Origin of the sequence: Caballeronia hypogeia (assembly GCF_001544875.2) — a bacterium.
GTDB lineage: Bacteria > Pseudomonadota > Gammaproteobacteria > Burkholderiales > Burkholderiaceae > Caballeronia > Caballeronia hypogeia.
This window is the reverse complement of record NZ_FCOA02000039.1, coordinates 1-17,363: the sequence shown is the minus strand read 5'-3', so window position 1 is coordinate 17,363 and position 17,363 is coordinate 1. Positions and strand designations below refer to the sequence as shown.

The window sequence follows — 17,363 nt, the reverse complement described above, 5'->3', positions numbered from 1 at the left end:
AGAATAGGTACACGAAAGGCGCACCGTGTGCACATGACGGAGCCGCCGATATGTCTTCCGCAGTGAAACTCGAGCTCGCACGAGGATCCGCTGCTCCCCGCCGGCCGTTCAATATGGAGATTGCCCCGTGGTCTACCTGGAAATTACTTTGAAAGTTCCGAACACCAAGCGCGCTGACGCGGCTCGCGTCTACCAAGAGTACAAAGCCCCATTCCTGAACACGATCGTTGGCGCAAAATCGAAAGAGCTGCTCGTCCGTGAAGAAGACGTACAGGTCTTGCATGGCTTCGATACACAGGAAAACGCGCTGGCCTATCTGAGCAGCGACATGTTCACTAGCGACGTCGTTGTCGAACTGAAGCCTCTTCTCGATGCAGAGCCTGACGTACGGGTCTATCAGGCTGCATGAGCGTAGACGCACACACGTGCGCAACTGCACATCAATTTCCTGGAGAGGATCGAAATCATGATGCAAGACTGGAATTCTTATCGCGCTGCACTGCTGGAAAATGTCGGAAAGTTCGGCGAGCAGAACCCCGAAGTCATGCGGGGTCTCAATGCCGTAGACGGCGCGGCGGGAAAAAAGGGAAAGCTGGACCCCAAGATTCACGAGCTGATTGCTCTGGCCGTGGCCGTAACGACGCGTTGTGACGGGTGCATTTCGGTGCATACGAAAAAGGCCGTCGAACATGGCGCATCGCTCGATGAGATCACCGAAGCGCTCGGTGTCGCCATCGCGCTGAATGCTGGTGCCGCGCTCGTGTATTCGTCTCGAGTCGTCGAGGCTCACTCGCAACTGTCAAAGTAGTGCCGTTGCCGCTATCTCGCGTGCCGAGTCGCGCGCCGATAGCGGCCCCTCGCATCAAGATTCTTCACGCAAATGTTAGTCAACGCCGATTTCACGCGACCCGTCATCGTTGAACCCGACGACTACCGGTGGACTGCTTCGCCCCAGGCTGGCGTCGAACGCATGATGCTGGATCGCCTCGGCGCTGAGAAGGCGCGCGCAACGAGCATCGTGCGCTACGCATCGGCGTCGCACTTTCCGCTCCATGCTCACCCTGGCGGCGAAGAAATTTTGGTGCTCTCGGGCGTCTTTTCCGACTCGGACGGCGACTATCCGGCCGGCTGGTATCTTCGCAACCCGCCAGGCTCATCGCACCGGCCTTTCACCTCTCCCGGCGCCATCATCTTCGTCAAGCTATGGCAGATGGCGCAATCGGAAACGCAATCCGTACGGATCGACACCCGCTCGGAAACCGCGTGGCGCCGCAGTGAAGATGGAGACGTCTGCCCGCTCTTCAGCGGCGAATCGGAAGAAGTAAGCATGCTGCGTCTAGCACCAAACGCACGCCTGTTCAACGGCCCCGTGAATTCAGCCGAGGTGTTGGTGATAAGCGGCTCGACCAGCCTCGACGGCCACCAGTATCGGCGCGGGGCATGGATGCGCTTTCCTGTGGGCGCTGCGCCGAACCTCGCTGCCGGCCCGCTCGGTGCGTGCGTCTATGTGAAGACGGGGCATCTCATCAACGTCGGACTGAAGGAATAGGATGCAGAACGCGCGAATCGGTATTCTCGGCGGTGGATTGAGTGGCTTATACGCGGCCTATTTGCTGCGCCAGCGCGGAATCGAAGACGTCATTCTCTTTGAGGCACGCGAGACGCTGGGTGGCCGCATTCTTTCCGCGTCGGCATCGCCTTCATCCGCAAACGAAGGCTTCGGCAACGGCATCGACCTCGGTCCGACCTGGTTCTGGCCCGGCATCCAGCCTCAACTGGACGCAGTCGTGCGTGAACTTGGCCTGAACTCCTTTGCTCAGCACGAGGAAGGAGACATGTTGGTGGAGCGCGCTCATAACCAGCCGCCCATGCGAACGCGTGGATTCTTCAATAGTCCCGCGTCGATGCGTCTTGCCGGCGGCATGGCCTCGCTGACCGACGCGCTTTTCGCGCGGCTCGACCCGAGCGCCGTCATTAGAGGCGAAGCGGTCCGCGAGTTGCGGCAGGTGGGCGCTCACGTCGATATTCATAGCGTGAGTGTCTCTGGCCATGCGAGAACGACGCGCGTGAGCCATGTGTTTCTCGCCCTGCCTCCACGACTGACCGAAGCGACCATTCGGTTCGAACCCGCATTGCCCGCCGCGGTGGCTCAGTCGTGGCGCAGTACTGCGACATGGATGGCGCCTCACGCGAAATATGTCGCTGTCTATCCGTCACCATTCTGGCGCACACAAGGTCTGTCCGGCGAAGCGCGAAGCATGTGCGGTCCGCTCGGTGAGATCCACGATGCATCATCCGATGATGGAACCGCTGCACTCTTCGGTTTCTTCGGCGTGCCTGCCAGCGTCAGACGAACCGTCAAGGACGACGCGCTGCGCGCTGCTTGTCGCGCGCAACTCGTGCGTCTCTTCGGCCCCGAGGCTGCGGTACCCCAGGCGGAGTTCATCAAGGACTGGGCACGCGACCCCTACACCGCTACGGCCGATGACATGGCCGATTCTGCGGAGCATCTCGCCGGTGCAGCGGCTCAGGGTCCACTCGGCGTGTGGCGCGGCCAGCTCACCGGCGTAGCGAGCGAATGGTCAGCGCATTTCCCGGGCTATGTTGCCGGGGCGATCGAGGCCGCTCAGCAAGCGGTGCAGCGCTTCACAACTCAGCACATGCCAACGACAAACTGAAGTCATTGTGTCGACAAGATCACGGAGGTCAACCATGAGAAGTCATTTTCGCGCTGCCCAGATTTCAAGCCCTGGCGTCTTGAAACTCGTGGAACGGCCAGTGCCGGTTCCGGGCCTTGGCGAGGTGTTGATTCAAGTCGAGGCGTGCGGGATATGCGGTGCAGACGCGCGTGACATCGAGAAGGCGACAGTCGATGCAACGAGTCCTCGCATACCGGGACACGAGGTCGTCGGCCGCATCGTCGCACTCGGGGCGAATACACCTTCCATGTGGAAGACAGGTCAGCGCGTCGGCGTCGGCCGCCTCGGAGGTCACTGCAACGAGTGCACGCAGTGTCGACGAGGGAATTTTCAGCTTTGTCAGAATCAACCGGTTGTGGGCGCGACCTGCGACGGCGGTTACGCGGAAATGATGCTCGCGCGCAGCACCGGCCTGGTCTCGATCCCCGAGGAACTCAGTTCGGAAGAGGCCGCGCCCCTGCTGTGTGCGGGAATCGCGACATTCAATGCGCTTCGCAAATGCGGAGCCGAAGCGGGAGATACGGTCGCGGTTCTCGGCATTGGAGGCCTCGGTCACATGGCCATTCAATACGCCAGAAGAATGGGCTTCAGAGTGGTTGCGATTGGCCGTGGCGCGGATATCGCCCAAAACGCGAAGGCCCTCGGCGCGCATGCTTATATCGACAGCAACGCCGAAGATGCGGCCGGACGCCTGAAAAACATGGGCGATGCTCGTGCAATCGTCACGACGATCAGTCAAGCCGACGCGATCGCGGCGCTGCTGGCTGGCCTAGCACCTCAAGGGCGTCTGGTTCTGCTGGGCGCCGGACCCGAGTCCGTCCCCGTGCCAACGGGCTACTTCGTCGGCGGCGAACGCAGCGTGCTTGGGTCGATGACCGGTTCGCCTTTCGACACCGAGCGTGCTTTGAACTTCAGCGTCCTCGCCGACGTTCGCCCGATGATCGAGGTCATGCCGCTGGAGCAGGCAGCAAGCGCGTATCAGCGCATGCGCTCGGGCGACGTCAAATTTCGCATGGTCCTGACGATGCAGCGCTCGGACATCTGACGCCCGCTACTGCGGCAAGCTTTGAGGTTGAAACTTAGTGGCGGCAAGCAGCACACAGACCGCCAGCGCCATCGGCACAAACGTCAGGCGCAGCACCGAATCCCACCCGTATGCCGTCAAAAGGCTGCCCGACAAGAAGGAGCCGAACGCCATCGTGCCGAACACGAGGAAGTCGTTGAACGACTGAACCTTGGCCTTCTCTTCGGGGCGATGGCATTCGAGAACAAGCGCGGAAGCACCAATGAAGCCGAAATTCCAGCCGACGCCGAGAAGAATGAGCGTCAGCCAGAAGTGAGGTATGTCGATTCCGTGCAAGCCCACTCCGGCGGACACGGCGATCAGCGCGAGCCCGGCCATGACAACGTTACGTGCGCCATATCGAGCGATGAGCCGGCCGGTAAAGAAGCCTGGCGCGTACATCGCGATGACATGCCATTGAATGCCAAGGTTCGATGAACTCTGCGGCAATCCGCATAGTTGCATGGCAAGCGGCGCTGCCGTCATGAGAAAGTTCATGAGCAGGTAGGACACGACCGCGCAAAGGACCGCAACCAGAAACGAACGTTGACGCGCGATATCCTTTAGCGGCCGTCCCTTAGCGACGTCAACCGCCGATGGCATCGGAATGTGGACGCCCATCAGCACCACGCCAGCGATTGCGGCAACCACGGCCTGCGCAAGAAACGTAGCAACAAACGTATGAGGCGGCCACACGTTCATAGTGAACGTCACCAGTTGTGGTCCGATCACGCCGGCAAAAACTCCGCCTGCCATGACGAAGGATAGCGCGCGCGCTTTCTTCTCGGCCGGAACACAATCTGCCGCGGCGAAACGGAAAGAAAGCACGACAGCCGCATAGGCGCCGCCGAAGAACATCGCTGCGCAAAAGAGCCAAAATGAGCTAATCGCGATAGCAACTGCAGCTATCAATCCGACCAGCACGCCACACACGGTTCCAAGCAGGAACGCCGTTCGCCGCCCATGTCTCTGCGCAATCGCCCCCGCCGGCAGCGACAACGCCGCCATTCCGACCACGAATATGGTGATGGGAAGCGTTGCGAGTTCACGGTTCGGCGCGAGCATATTGCCGATAATCGCACCGGTTGCGTAGACGACCGTCGAATTCGCGCCTGCCAGCGCCTGTGCAATGGTCAACCGGGTTACGTTGCCACGTGCGCTAGCCGTGTTCGACGCGGCGATACCCGAATCCGGGCGCGCGGTATTCATGTCTGTCACTTCGTCCCTGTTCTTCTGATAGTTGAGAGATAAAGCCGTTCGCTCCAGAGCAGCTTTAAATCGCGACCTTACGGCCAGTGGGCACACCGAGCTCATGTGCCAGTTTCAGGAAGCCAGCGATATAGGCGATGTCCTCTTCACCCTTTCGAACGCCAACGTGAATGCACTTTCGGATGCCTTCCGGGCCAAGCCTGACGGTCTGAACAGGCAGCCCCTCGCCCTCCTCGACGACGAGCCAATCAGGGAGAACCGCGACACCTCTGCCCGCCGCCACAAGCTGGAGCATCAGTTCCGTCTGCTCCGCGGTCCGATGATATTTCGGCTTGCAGTGCGCGGGCACGAGAAAGCGAGTGAAGATGTCCAGCCGTTCCTTGCTGACAGGGACGGTGATGAGTTCCTCGCTCATCAGGTCCTGCGGCATCGCAAATTCGCGACTGGCGATCGGGTGTGAGGCGTGCACGACCAGCACAAGCTCGTAGTCGATGACCGGAGCGAACGTGATGTCCGGAACGTCAATCGGATCAGGCGTGATGAGCAGGTCTATCTCGAATGCAAGGAGTGCTGCAACGCCGTCGAACCGGAATGCCGTACGCACATCGAAGTCCACATCGGGCCATGCGGCGAGGTAGTGAGGCGTCAAGCGCGTGAGCCACTTCTGGCAAGGATGGCATTCCATGCCGATACGAAGCCCCCCGCGACGACCTTCCGCGAAATTGGTGAGCGTTCGCTCCGCATGCTCCATCTGAGGGATCACGCGCTCCGCAAGGCTGAGCAGATACTCTCCGGCATGTGTGAATCGCAAACTACGCCCGTTCTTCGTCCAGAGCTTTACGCCGTGGCGTTCCTCGAACTTTCGAACCATGTGCGACAGCGCCGACTGCGTCACGTTCAATCGCTCGGCCGCTGCGGTCACACTGCCGAGCCGGTCGACTTCCATCACGATCGAAAGATACTGGAGGTCTAGCATCTCTGTTCTCCCTCGGCCCTCAGGGCCGGTCATTGCTGTTGTAGCGTGCCTGCGTCAGTTCTTCGCGTCCGCGCGCGCCGAGCGGACGATCCCTCGGCGCGTCAATGCAAAAGAGAGTAGCCCAAGAACCGGTCCAGGTACGAGGAGCCACGAGGCGTCGAGACCAATGCGCTCGAACAGGGCGGTCGTTGCCGCAATCGAAACCACGGTGACGGCGAAGCCAATCGAATTCTGGATAGCAAGCGCGCTGCCTACCAGCGCCGGAGGACATGCTTTGGCCGCGAGTGCCGAGAACTGCGGCGAGTCCGCGACCACCGACGCACCCCAGACAGCAAGAAGAGTCGCCAGCGCTTCCGGAGAAAGATAACGCCAACCGAACGCGAAGATAAGGCAGCAGAGACCGGATATGGCGAGTGCGCCCGCAGCAACTTTCGCGCTACCCAGGCTCCGCGAGAGAATACCGCCGATGAGCGATCCAATCGCCCCCACTCCGATCACCGCAAACGACATGGCTGGAACGCCCAGACCGGGAAAACGTGCCGTGAGTGAAGAGTGCGAGATAAGAAGCGGGACCATGGTCCAGAAAGTATAGAGCTCCCACATGTGACCAAAATACCCCAAAGTCGCAGCCCGGAATTCCCGAAGTCGAAAGGCGCCGAGAACCGTGGGCTGCGGCGCTGTCTTCGAGTCGCTCTTATTGGTTGACCGGGCGCGCACTGACCCATGTGGGCCGTCTCCTAGCGCGCCGATCACGACCGCGCCGGCGACCGCCAGGACCGAGGATGCAGAAATGATGAGCTGCCAGGGAAACGCCGCTCCCATCACGCGCATCGCATGGGGTAAGGCCGTACCCAGAACAAGCATTGCAACGAGTTGAGCTAGTGCTTGTCCCGTACGATCGGGAGCCCAGCCGACAATCAGCTTCATTCCCATCGGATAGATACCTGCGAGGCAAATCCCTACTCCGAATCGAAACGCTGCTCCACTTGCAAGGCCAGTCGAAAGCCAGGCAAAACCAAGATTGAAAACGGCGCCGGCGAGCGCGCTGCAGACAAAAATCCTGCTGGCATTGAAACGGTCGGCCGCACCGCTCAATGAGATGACGAGCGTGCCAACAATGAATCCAAGCTGGACTGCATTCGTCAGCCAGCCGATATCGGCAGCACTCGCATCCCAGATTCGCATCAGGTCCGCAGCGGTACTGTTCGCGCTGAACCACAGCGCAGTGCCGAAGAGCTGTGCGATCGAGATCGCCGCCACGGGTCCGATGCCATCGACAAGCAGCCGCCGGAATCCCGTCGTCTTGATTGTTACACTTGAGGTCATGTCGTTTTTACGAGCGCGGATACTGTGACGTGCCGCCAAATGCGTCGAATGAGATGAAGGTTGTCTTGCATCGAGCCGTGCGCGCCAGACGACGCAGCCGAGTGATTGCATCGGGTTCGCTCACGCAATCAGTCTGCAAGATTGCGCGAGCATCCAGGCGGCCGTCAGAAGAGGTCGTCACCGTGATGCAATGTCAGCCGAGGAAAGCTCGTTGAGCCAACGCGAGTCACGAGGTGAAGGACGACGATGCAAGCGCTTGTTAAGCAGTTCGTGAGCCTTCTTCGACTCGCCACTGCGCATCAGCGCAACGAGAAGCGTGTCCTCGACGATCTCGCGCTGCGCACCGCTTCCGCCGATCCGTACGACATCGTGTGCTACCGGTTCGAGAATGTTCGCTGCGAGGCTGTATTGCTCTTCTGCAAACGCGAGCGCGGCCCGACAGATTTCCGGCACGACCGGCCCTGCAGGCAACTTGCCTTCCTGAATGAGCTGGTTCAGTGAGTCGACTCGCTTCTCCACGGCGTTGCTATTCGAAGTCGCCGCAGCAACGAGCGCCATGTGAAAATCAGCGAACGGGAAACCCGCATCCTTGAAGTACCCGGACGCATAACGCGCCGCATCGTCCCACAAGCCTGCAGGGACCGCGTGACCATATGCCTGCATGCGCCACAAGAACGATGATGTGTCACTCACAATGTTGACGGGCGTACCAAGTGACGACGACGGAGCGACGTGTTCGTTATAGATGCCGAGCGCGCGTTCAGTATCGCCGCGCTCTAAGGCGATCAGCGCCCCATGCCATGCGATGTGGCCATGCAGCACGCCACTCTTTGGATATTCAGGCAGCCATCCGGAGATGACCGTCTGGGCCTCTTCGTTCGCTCCGGACTCGTGCAGGACGTGCGCGACCGCATGCACTGCATTCACGTTGTGTCTGCGCAACTCAAGCGAGCGCTCGGTGAGCGCACGTCCGAGCTTCACATCGCCGTTCTCGCCGTGTGCCCATCCACGGTAAGTGAGGAACCACCAATCGTCCGCACCGAAGTGGTGAGCATGGCGCTCGCACAGGTCGACGCGAGCCTGATCGTGATTGGCCATTCCTGAGAATGCCAACAGTCCGAAGGCACCGAGCGGCATCGAAAGGATGACGATGTCGCGCGGCCACTTGTCGGTATGAGCGAGCGCGCTCGCGAGCGCCTTCTGACCCTGACCATGGATCGCGTATGAGAGCGTCTCGACGTGACTGCGCTCACGCTCGGTCCCGTTTGCGGCGACCAACTCCGCAGCCTTCGCAATTTTGGCGCGCGCTTCGGTGAGCTGAGCGCTGACGGCATGCAGCCTCGCTCGGGCTGCGTGAGCGAGAGCGAAGTTCGGGTCGGCTGCAATCGCTTCATCCAGCGCTTCGCCGGCGCCGGGCCACAGTGACAGAAGAAGGTCGACGCCCGCACGATAGCGCTCGGCGGCGAGGTCGGAATCTGTCGAAAGTGGCAGGTCGTAACGGTCGGAACGGGTCATGGCGCTGAAAACTCCAAAAATTCCTGAGCGACCAATACCGGCAGCGTTGGAGCTGAAGTACTGAAAGCCCAGTCAAAGGAACAATAATTAAACCAATTTGCTGCGTGACAGTCTCTCGACGCAAACCGCCCTTCCATCCAAAGAGACGCTTGAGTCTTGCCGCTTCAAACCAACTGGTCCTCAGCTTCGTCAAGCTCGGCGCTGTCACTCGTCTGAGACACACCCTTGCGGACGTAGAACCGGTACGCGACATAGACCACGGCCACCCAGACGGCGGAAACAACCAGCGACATGCGCATGTCGGGCAAGATAGCGATGCCGACGAGGACTGCTCCGACGAAGAGCAGCGCAATGTAATTGCTGTAAGGGTAGAACGGCATCTTGTACGACAGTTGGTTCACTTCTCCATTGCGAATCTTCAGCTTCCTGAAACGCAGATGACTGATCACAATCGAGCCCCATGCGCAAACGAGAGCGAACACTGTCACTGAAGAGAAGAGCTCGAACGCCTGCTCGGGCATGAAGTAGTTCAGCAGCACGCCGGCAAACATCGTCCCGAAGACCATCAAAATTGCCCGATGCGGCACCTTGCGGGAGTTCGTCACACCGAGGAACGCGGGTGCGTTCTTCTGGAGCGAGAGGTTGTAGAACGTGCGGCTGTTGGTGAACACGCTTGCGTTGACTGCGGACAACACGGCCATGATCACCACGAGATTCATGATGCTCGCCGCTGCCGGGATGCCGATTTTCGTGAACACCTGGACGAACGGGCTGCCCTTGGTCGTCAACGAGGTCCACGGGAACACCATCAGAAGGACCGCCATTGCGCCGACGTAGAAAATGAGCAGCCGCCAGAACGTCGCGTTGATAGCCTTGGGCATGACCGTCTTGACGTCCCTGGTCTCTCCCGCTGCCAGCCCGAGATTCTCCACGCCACCGAACGAGAAAGCGACCATGACGATTGCCAGGAACGTCCCTCCTGCTCCCTTCGCAAAAAAGCCACCGTGGTCTACGAGGTTGTGGTAACCGATCGGAACGCCGTTGTTACCGATGCCGAACACGATCATCCCTGCGCCGAACGCGATCATCGCGACGATGGCAACGACCTTCACGAGGGCAAACCAGAACTCAGCCTCACCGTATATCTTGACGCCGATGACGTTGACGCAAAACATCAGCGATACGGCGGCGCCGGCCGTGACCCAGATCGGTATGTGTGGAAACCAGAAATGAACGTAGTTACCCAAGGCGTTCAGGTCCGCCGCGCTTGTTGCAAGCAGAAATATGAATGCGTTCCAGCCATTGAGGAAACCCACAAAACGGTGAATATACCGATTCGAATACGAAATGTATGAACCCGATACCGGCTCCTCGACTGCCATTTCTCCAAGCGCGCGCATGATGAAATAGATAGCAATCGATGCCAGCAAGAAAACGAGAAGAATCGCAGGACCGGCTGTACGGATTGCCCACGAAGACCCGTAAAAAAGACCCGTCCCGATGGCGCCTCCAATAGCAATCATCTGGATGTGCCGATTCTTGAGGTCTCTCTTCAGGTCCTCCTGCTCATAAGTTTGCGTCTGAATGTCACTGCTCATGTCGCCTCCAATGAAGGGTTTGTTTCTTTGTTCTTCTTAGATTAAAAAATTGATAAGTCCTGTTGCGCGCAAACAACGATGCGCAGCGCGATGTCGCATCGCTCTTGAGACCGTTCTGCCCCTCCTGTGTGCAAATGTCTTTAGCGCCTTGACGTTTCCGCTTAGCGCGGAAAAAGGAGCGTGTTCTCTCAGGCCTTCGCTGCGCTTAAAAAATGGCAACAGCGTCCCTCGACACGGCGGCATATCCGTCGCGTTTGCGTAGGTTTACGATTTACGGCCTGCCTTCCAGATGCTTCAGTGAAAGGTCGCAGCCGTGCGCTGAGAAGACGGCGAGTATTCGATGCCCGCACCTCGACGCGTGGTTCATCACTCACCGAGAAGCAAACCGTCGCGCAGCAGCGGCGCGACTACCGCTTAAAGTTCGGCAAGGGCGTTCGTCAGACGGCGAATCGCTTCATCAATCGTGGCACGCGGACAACCGAGATTGGCACGCATGTATCCGTGACCTTCCAGCCCGAATTTCTGTCCCTTGTCCAGCCATAAGCGGGCTTTGGTCAGCATGAAACTGTTGAGTGCATCGGGATCCATACCAAGCCCACGGCAGTCCATCCAGGACAGGTAAAGAGAATCAGCCGGAAGGACTTCAATCTTTGAGGTCAGGCTGTGGACTGCATTGCGGAAGTGCGCATGATTCTCGCGAAGATAAGGCAGAAGTTCTTCTAGCCATGGCTCGCCGTGCGCATACGCTGCCTCCGCCGCTACCATCCCAAGCGTGTTCACAGACTGGTACATGTTCCTGTCGAACTGCCGGCGTAATTCATCTCGCAAGCGACGATTCGGAACGAACAAGTTTGCGCTCTGCAAGCCAGGCAAGTTGAAGGTCTTGCTCGGCGCGGTACACGTGATGCTGCTCTCAGCGAATTTGTTGCTCAGCGAAGCAAACGGCACGTGCTTCTTGAATGGGTTGATGATGAGGTCCTGGTGAATCTCGTCCGAAATGACCAACACGCCATGTCGCAAGCAGATCTCACCCATCGCCTGCAATTCGGCCTCGGTCCACACGTTACCTGTCGGGTTATGCGGATTGCTCAGAATGAAGAGCTTGGTATTCGGCTTGATGGCCGCCTCGAACGTCTTCTCATTGAATCGATAGGACATCCCCACACGCTCCAGCGGAGCCAGCGCCAGTTGCCGTCCATTCAGAAGCACGTCGTCATGGAAGTGCGCGTAAACGGGAGGTTGAATCAGGACTGAGTCGCCTGGGGCCGAGAAAGCCTGGATGGCGTTCTTGAGCGCGGTAATGATCCCGCTCGACTGAAGAACCCATTCCGCAGGCACCTCCCAGTCAAATCGCTTTGCTTGCCAGCCGGTCACCGCCGCGACGTAGCTATCCGTGGCTCCCCGCGAATATCCGAAAACGCCGAACTCCACTGCTTCATGAAGCGCGTCAACTACGGGTTGGGGTGTGCGGAAGTCCATATCCGCAACCCACATTGGCAGCGGGTCCGCAGCGATTTCCTCCGCGCTCAGCAAGCGTTCTCCGAACGCCCATTTCAGCGAGTTCGATTGCTTCCTGTCGATAGCATCATCGAATATCGACTTGGTCTTTCCAGCGGAGGCGCCGCTGCCCGTCATTTCACAGTGAACTTTCACGATAGCTTCCATTTGCAATAGAACGACACGCGAACGGCGTGACCTCGAATTGCAGCTAGAGTAGCAGCGCGAAATCCAGAACAACAATGGTATGTTCTCACGGGGCAATGAGCGTAGCTCATGGATGGCAAAGCCTTGTTCCACAAGGGTTTCCCCCAAAAATCAGACGGACAACGCGACCAGGAAGCGCGAGACCATGTTGTATGCGGCGACGGTTGCGACGGCTTCGACTGTTTGCGATTCGCCGAAGAACCCCTTCAGGGCGTCGAGCACTTCAGATTCGACCTTGACCGTGCGAGTCGATTGGTCGGCTAGCCGCAGCAAAGCACGCTCCGCTTCGCTGAACACTGCGACGTCTACTTCCGGTGCCTTGATAGCATCGGCCTTCGATTGCGTGCCGCCCGCGTCCAGATACGCCGGATAGTGCACGTTCCATTCGAATTCGGCGTCGTTGAGCACCGCGACGCGAAGCATGATGAGTTCGCGATACTTGAGCTTGAGACTGAATTCTGTGCGAATTCTCCGCAGCAACTCATTCCACCCAGTTGCGAGGGGGAAGCTCTTAAGTAAAACGCGGTCGATGCCGATAAGTTCGCCGTTCGGTCTTCGCCCCTTCATTGCAGCGAGGAGTTCTTCAGGCGCCGCATCACCGTCTTTCCACGGGGTGACCCGCACATTGTTGCTCATCGGTTTCTCCCGAAAGGAGTGGATTTCGAACCACGGAACTCGCTCGATTCAGCGAGTGTCTTCGCCCTCATTCTTCAGTTCGCAACGGCGTCGCACAACTGCTATATTCTTTTGAAGTGGCAAAGAAAATCTTTCATGAAAGCACCTGTTTTTCTGAACGCGTTGCGTGCCTTCGAGGCAAGCGCGCGACATCAGAGCTTCTCCTCTGCTGCGTCCGAGCTGAACGTTACGCCCGCGGCGGTCGGACAACTCGTTCGCTCGCTGGAAGAGTGGCTAGGCGCACCGTTGTTCCATCGAGGAACAAGTGGTCGTTCCCGATTGATTCCCACCGAAAGCGCAGAACGCGCCCTTCCAGATATCCGAGCCGGTTTTGATCGCCTGTCCACTGGGCTGAGCCGCTTGCGAGAGGGGACACGAGGCGGAGTTCTCACGGTTGCGGTGAGCCCTTCCTTCGCCGCCAAGTGGCTGCTTCCTCGAATCGACCGCTTTCACGAGATTTGTCCTGAAACGGACGTACGTCTGGACACCAATCTGAAGCTCGTCGACTTCGCCGCGCAGGGCATCGACATCGGCGTGCGATACGGCCGTGGCGCGTGGCCCGGTCTTGTCGCCGAAAAGCTGATGGAAGAGGAAATCTTTCCCGTCTGCTCGCCGGCCTGGCTAAAGAAAAATGGAAAGATTGAGCGGCCAGATGACTTGGCCGGCAAGCCGCTCATTCATGATCTGTCTGTCGATGCTCACATTGGATTCACGTCGTGGGCCGACTGGCTCGAGCGAGCGGGAGCGAAGAAAGTCGATCCAGCGCGTGGGATGCAGATCAACAATTCAGCCGCCGTATTGCAGGCCGCCATAGACGGTCATGGCGTTGCTTTGGCTCGAAGCGTCATGGCCAAGGACGACGTCGCGGCGCGACGCTTGATAAAACTTTTTCCGAAGATGACGCACGCCGCCGAGCTCGCCTACTTCATCGTTTATCGGAGTGAATCCGCCTCCTTACCCAAGCTCGTTGCTTTTCGCGAGTGGCTCGTTCGTGAAGCTACACCAACCTCTTGACCAAGCTGGTGTAGCAGAGAACTCAGCGAATTTCCTAAAGCCGTTGTGTCGCAAGTATTGCCGCCAGCAGGCCGCCCGTTAATATGACGCCAATAATAACGTATAGCGCCGTGCTGAAATTTCCTGTGATGCTGATTGAAAATCCAATCAGGACTGGCGACAGCGCTCCAAACCCCACGGCAATACCATTCAGTGTCCCGGCTGCGGAAGAAATTGCCCGCTTGGGTACCAAAGCCTGCAATAAGGTAAAGATGGCGGGGATTTGCATCGATGAAGCGCCTATACCGAAAGCGATGGTAATGGCGGCGACGTAATTATTCTCGATAACGACGCCGGAATATACCCCCACGGCACACAGCAGGGCCGACACGACGATGATGGGCGCATTTCTTCCCGTGCGATCGATCAATATGCCGGAAATAATTTTAAAGAAGAGTCCAACGATGAACGGCAACGACGACATCCACCCCATTGTCTCCCAGGAGAATCCGCGCTCATGATTCAAATATGTGGGCAACCAGCTCAGCAAACCCCAGGACAAGATCGAGTTCGTCGCAAGGATCAACATCAGCAGCCAGAAGCGGTAGTTCAGCACATACGACCCCGCTAACTCACGCAGCGATTCTTTCCCTGTGCGGTGTCCATTCCTATCAATTGACTGGCAAGCCAGCTCAGCTTCAATATGCTCGAGTTCTCGTTGGTTGACCCGCTTATGTCTGCGCGGCGTGTCCGCAGTAAAAAACAAAAGCAGCGCTAGAGGTATGAGGCTCAGCGCGAAAGACCAATGAAACGTTGCTCGCCACGAGTACGTCATAACCAGGTACGTAAAAATAGGCATGGCAACGGCCGGTGCCAGCGATTGCCCGATAATCCACGCAGTGTTAGCCCTGCCGCGCTCCTTGGACGGAAACCAGTTCTTGACGAACGTATTTTGCATCGGGTAGTAGAGACCCTCCCCAATTCCAAGCATAATGCGCGTTGCAATCAGGATGGCAAAGGTGCCTGCAATCCCTCCAATGACGAGTGCAGCGCAGATGATCAAATACGCTGATATCATGGCCTTGCGAGGCCCGAGGTATGCGCCGAGCGGACTTAAGATGACATTTGCAGTCCCATAAGCGATCAAAAACGAGCTCATCAACAGTCCAATTTTGACCGGCTGCCCCGCAATCCCCATATCGGCGAGAAACTGCGCGTTCGCTGCGATAACCGCGACATTGACACGGTCTAAATATGCAACGGAAATCCCAATGAAAAGAATGAACAGAAGCAAAACGCGTTGTCTTGACGGCTTTGCCTGATCCAGAGCGAGTTCTTCTGCTCTGGAAATTTGAAGATTTTTACTCATCGTTGTCTCCATTCCCGGCGATACGTGTCGATCGCCTAGGCGGCTTGATGCGTTAGATTACGAAGCAAATAACGTGCGGAAAGTCCAAGGCTGAAAAGTTTCCTCCAGACGAACGGCGGCCGGTTTTACAGTCGTCCGATGAGCGAGGGACGCGCATTAGCGCTGCGCCCGAGATTCGAACCACCGGCGCGCCAGGCGATCCCAAAATCGCGCGCCCAAGTCCAGGTTGTGGTCGTTGAAGTCATAGCCGGGGTTGTGTAGGCCCACTCCAGGTTGGTTGTCGGTGCCATTGCCAATCCAACCGTAGGCGCCAGGGACGTCTTCCAACATGAAACCAAAATCTTCCGCCGTCATCGCGGGCAGAACGTCGGTATGAGCATTGTCGTCGCCGACCATTTCGCGCATGACGTCCCCCATGAACATCGCTTCGTTCCTGTGATTCGTCGTGCTGGGGTATCCGCCCGACCTCATGACGACTTCGGCAGTGGCGAAGTGTGCTTCAGCAACATGGCTTGAAATGCGATGCAGGCCGTCGATCAGGAACTGCTGCGATTCCTGGGTCAGCGTGCGGCACGTCCCAAGAATGCGTGCCTCGTCTGGCACGATGTTGGGCGACGTGCCGGAGTCGATTCTGCCCACGGTCAGTACGGCGGAATCCAGGGGATCAGTGCCGCGCGACACGAGGGTCTGCAATTGCGCAACGATGAAGCAAGCCACGGGAATCGGGTCGATCGTCGTGTGTGGTAGCGCTGCGTGCCCGCCCTTGCCTCGCACGATGATCTCGAACATTCTTGCGGCGGCCATGATCGGGCCGACACGCACGCCCATTTTTCCCTGCGCAAGTGCCGGCCAGTTGTGCAGAGCGAAGACCGCCTGACACGGAAACTTATCGAATAGTCCGTCGTCCATCATGGCGCGTGCGCCAGCCCCTCCTTCTTCGGCGGGCTGGAAAATCAAATGTACGGTCCCATCGAAGTCGCGGTTGCCTGCCAGTAACTCGGCCGCCCCGAGCAACATGGTGGTATGCCCGTCATGTCCGCATGCATGCATGCGACCATCATGTTTGCTCGCATGCCCGAAGCGATTGCGCTCCTGCATTGGCAACGCATCCATATCGGCGCGAATGCCCACGGCGGGACCTGGATCAGCACCGCTGCGTCCCCTACCGTGGATGCTGGCCACCATACCCGTCATGCCCAAGCCACCAACGACTGGAATATTCAGTGCCGCGAGGAAGTCGACGATCTTTTCCGCCGTCCGATTCTCCTCATACCTGAGTTCCGGGTGCATGTGCAGATCGCGACGAAACGCAACCAGTCGATTGAGGTTCAGAGTGGGTTCTTTGTCGAGAAACATGTTGGATATCCGCGAGAGGACTCAGGACCACGGGTAGCTCAAGGCCATCCGTCAACCTAGACAGCGCGGAGAAGCCGAGTGACGTAAATCCGCCCCGCGTCCTTCGCCTATCTCGATCCATACGGATTGTAGGAACTGTCCGCCATACCGTAAAATAGCGTTTCGATATCGAATCGATGCCGGAAAGGTATAGCCATGGATTTGCGTCAACTGCGCTACTTTTGTGCTGTGGCCAAGCATGGAAGCATCAGCGTCGCGGCTCAGGCGGTGCACATTGCCCAGCCCGCCCTGACGCGCCAGATCCAGGCGCTCGAAGATGACATGGGCACGCGCCTATTCGAGCGAACGACTCGCGGCGTGAAATTGACCGACGCCGGTGGCCAGTTTCTGGTAGACGCAAGTAAATTGCTCGACGATGCCGCTGCGGCCAAAGACCGAGCGCAACGTGCTGGCCGCGGAGAGTCTGGAAATCTATCCATCGCGCTGCCAGTCATGCAGAACCTCGCCCCGACCATTGCGGAAGTTTTGAAGAAATATCGGCGGGAGGTTCCAGGCGTGGGGATCACGCTGCACCATCTGCTTTCCGAGGCTCAGCTCGATCAGATCGCGGATGGCCGCTTGGACGCCGGTTTCCTGTTGTTCCGGCCGCTCGACGATCCATCGTTCAACGGAATCCCCGTCTTTTCCGAGCGAATGCTATTGGCATATCCAGCGGAATGGACTTGGCCCAAGGGTCGTGAACCCAAAGTCCTCAGAGATCTCCAGGATCTCGATTTCGTCTGGTTGCCGCGCTCGGCCGCACCTGAGATTGACCCGCCAAAACGGACACCTATCCTTTGGAAAAAGGGGGTGCCAAAATGGGCAAGCATCGAGCACCGTA

The 17,363-nt window shown here is 58.3% G+C and carries 16 protein-coding genes; 7 read left to right on the top strand and 9 right to left on the bottom strand.

Going from position 1 to position 17,363, the window contains the following annotated elements; genetic code table 11:
- Positions 1–127: 127 nt before the first annotated feature.
- From AWB79_RS33630 to AWB79_RS33610, 5 genes are all read left to right on the top strand, one after another.
- The gene (locus AWB79_RS33630) at positions 128–409 is read left to right on the top strand and encodes a hypothetical protein (protein WP_061171776.1); all 282 of its coding nucleotides are present in this window, start codon (positions 128–130) and stop codon (positions 407–409) included.
- A 57-nt stretch (positions 410–466) separates the two neighbouring features.
- Complete coding sequence (locus tag AWB79_RS33625) at positions 467–808, top strand: carboxymuconolactone decarboxylase family protein (protein WP_061171775.1); 342 nt, start codon at positions 467–469, stop codon at positions 806–808.
- Positions 809–880: 72 nt separating this feature from the next.
- Positions 881–1,549, top strand: coding sequence for a cupin domain-containing protein (locus AWB79_RS33620; RefSeq protein ID WP_061171774.1), 669 nt, complete (start codon positions 881–883; stop codon positions 1,547–1,549).
- A gap of 1 nt (position 1,550) precedes the next feature.
- On the top strand, positions 1,551–2,678 hold the full coding sequence (locus tag AWB79_RS33615; protein ID WP_061171773.1) for a flavin monoamine oxidase family protein: 1,128 nt from the start codon (positions 1,551–1,553) through the stop codon (positions 2,676–2,678).
- 34 nt (positions 2,679–2,712) lie between these two features.
- The gene (locus AWB79_RS33610; RefSeq protein WP_061171772.1) at positions 2,713–3,744 is read left to right on the top strand and encodes an alcohol dehydrogenase catalytic domain-containing protein; all 1,032 of its coding nucleotides are present in this window, start codon (positions 2,713–2,715) and stop codon (positions 3,742–3,744) included.
- A gap of 6 nt (positions 3,745–3,750) precedes the next feature.
- On the opposite strand, the gene AWB79_RS33605 is transcribed toward AWB79_RS33610, so the two are convergent.
- From AWB79_RS33605 to AWB79_RS33575, 7 genes are all read right to left on the bottom strand, one after another.
- The gene (locus tag AWB79_RS33605) at positions 3,751–4,971 is read right to left on the bottom strand and encodes an MFS transporter (RefSeq protein ID WP_061171771.1); all 1,221 of its coding nucleotides are present in this window, start codon (positions 4,969–4,971) and stop codon (positions 3,751–3,753) included.
- Positions 4,972–5,035: 64 nt separating this feature from the next.
- Positions 5,036–5,947: a LysR family transcriptional regulator gene (locus AWB79_RS33600; protein WP_061171770.1), complete on the bottom strand. Its 912-nt coding sequence runs from the start codon at positions 5,945–5,947 to the stop codon at positions 5,036–5,038.
- Positions 5,948–6,001: 54 nt separating this feature from the next.
- Complete coding sequence (locus AWB79_RS33595; protein ID WP_061171816.1) at positions 6,002–7,273, bottom strand: MFS transporter; 1,272 nt, start codon at positions 7,271–7,273, stop codon at positions 6,002–6,004.
- 177 nt (positions 7,274–7,450) lie between these two features.
- Positions 7,451–8,788 carry a tetratricopeptide repeat protein gene (locus AWB79_RS33590; protein WP_061171769.1) on the bottom strand — a complete coding sequence of 446 codons (1,338 nt, stop codon included), beginning with the start codon at positions 8,786–8,788 and terminating at the stop codon, positions 7,451–7,453.
- Positions 8,789–8,952: 164 nt separating this feature from the next.
- Positions 8,953–10,386, bottom strand: coding sequence for an amino acid permease (locus AWB79_RS33585; RefSeq protein ID WP_061171768.1), 1,434 nt, complete (start codon positions 10,384–10,386; stop codon positions 8,953–8,955).
- Positions 10,387–10,800: 414 nt separating this feature from the next.
- Positions 10,801–12,051 carry a MalY/PatB family protein gene (locus AWB79_RS33580; RefSeq protein ID WP_082862549.1) on the bottom strand — a complete coding sequence of 417 codons (1,251 nt, stop codon included), beginning with the start codon at positions 12,049–12,051 and terminating at the stop codon, positions 10,801–10,803.
- A 150-nt stretch (positions 12,052–12,201) separates the two neighbouring features.
- Positions 12,202–12,726, bottom strand: a complete 525-nt coding sequence (locus tag AWB79_RS33575) for a carboxymuconolactone decarboxylase family protein (RefSeq protein ID WP_061171767.1) — start codon at positions 12,724–12,726, stop codon at positions 12,202–12,204.
- A 135-nt stretch (positions 12,727–12,861) separates the two neighbouring features.
- Between AWB79_RS33575 and gcvA the strand changes: the two genes are divergently transcribed.
- Positions 12,862–13,779, top strand: coding sequence for a transcriptional regulator GcvA (gene gcvA / locus AWB79_RS33570; RefSeq protein ID WP_061171766.1), 918 nt, complete (start codon positions 12,862–12,864; stop codon positions 13,777–13,779).
- A 34-nt stretch (positions 13,780–13,813) separates the two neighbouring features.
- Here gcvA and AWB79_RS33565 read toward each other — a convergent pair whose 3' ends face one another.
- Together AWB79_RS33565 and AWB79_RS33560 are read right to left on the bottom strand one after the other, a co-directional pair.
- Complete coding sequence (locus AWB79_RS33565) at positions 13,814–15,127, bottom strand: MFS transporter (RefSeq protein ID WP_061171814.1); 1,314 nt, start codon at positions 15,125–15,127, stop codon at positions 13,814–13,816.
- A gap of 156 nt (positions 15,128–15,283) precedes the next feature.
- Positions 15,284–16,483 (bottom strand): M20 aminoacylase family protein, encoded by a 1,200-nt coding sequence (locus tag AWB79_RS33560; RefSeq protein WP_061171765.1) that lies wholly within the window; start codon positions 16,481–16,483, stop codon positions 15,284–15,286.
- A 195-nt stretch (positions 16,484–16,678) separates the two neighbouring features.
- Between AWB79_RS33560 and AWB79_RS33555 the strand changes: the two genes are divergently transcribed.
- Positions 16,679–17,363 (top strand): LysR family transcriptional regulator (locus AWB79_RS33555; RefSeq protein ID WP_061171764.1); only part of this gene is annotated, 685 nt, incomplete at its 3' end.

Bases quoted from the DNA above. Each gene is read 5' to 3' on its own strand.
- AWB79_RS33575 (WP_061171767.1), bottom strand. From the start codon at position 12,726: ATGAGCAACAATGTGCGGGTCACCCCGTGGAAAGACGGTGATGCGGCG.
- AWB79_RS33560 (WP_061171765.1), bottom strand. From the start codon at position 16,483: ATGTTTCTCGACAAAGAACCCACTCTGAACCTCAATCGACTGGTTGCG.
- AWB79_RS33615 (WP_061171773.1), top strand. From the start codon at position 1,551: ATGCAGAACGCGCGAATCGGTATTCTCGGCGGTGGATTGAGTGGCTTA.
- AWB79_RS33610 (WP_061171772.1), top strand. From the start codon at position 2,713: ATGAGAAGTCATTTTCGCGCTGCCCAGATTTCAAGCCCTGGCGTCTTG.
- AWB79_RS33600 (WP_061171770.1), bottom strand. From the start codon at position 5,947: ATGCTAGACCTCCAGTATCTTTCGATCGTGATGGAAGTCGACCGGCTC.
- AWB79_RS33580 (WP_082862549.1), bottom strand. From the start codon at position 12,051: ATGGAAGCTATCGTGAAAGTTCACTGTGAAATGACGGGCAGCGGCGCC.
- AWB79_RS33585 (WP_061171768.1), bottom strand. From the start codon at position 10,386: ATGAGCAGTGACATTCAGACGCAAACTTATGAGCAGGAGGACCTGAAG.
- AWB79_RS33620 (WP_061171774.1), top strand. From the start codon at position 881: ATGTTAGTCAACGCCGATTTCACGCGACCCGTCATCGTTGAACCCGAC.
- AWB79_RS33595 (WP_061171816.1), bottom strand. From the start codon at position 7,273: ATGACCTCAAGTGTAACAATCAAGACGACGGGATTCCGGCGGCTGCTT.
- AWB79_RS33590 (WP_061171769.1), bottom strand. From the start codon at position 8,788: ATGACCCGTTCCGACCGTTACGACCTGCCACTTTCGACAGATTCCGAC.
- gcvA (WP_061171766.1), top strand. From the start codon at position 12,862: ATGAAAGCACCTGTTTTTCTGAACGCGTTGCGTGCCTTCGAGGCAAGC.
- AWB79_RS33605 (WP_061171771.1), bottom strand. From the start codon at position 4,971: ATGAATACCGCGCGCCCGGATTCGGGTATCGCCGCGTCGAACACGGCT.
- AWB79_RS33625 (WP_061171775.1), top strand. From the start codon at position 467: ATGATGCAAGACTGGAATTCTTATCGCGCTGCACTGCTGGAAAATGTC.
- AWB79_RS33565 (WP_061171814.1), bottom strand. From the start codon at position 15,127: ATGAGTAAAAATCTTCAAATTTCCAGAGCAGAAGAACTCGCTCTGGAT.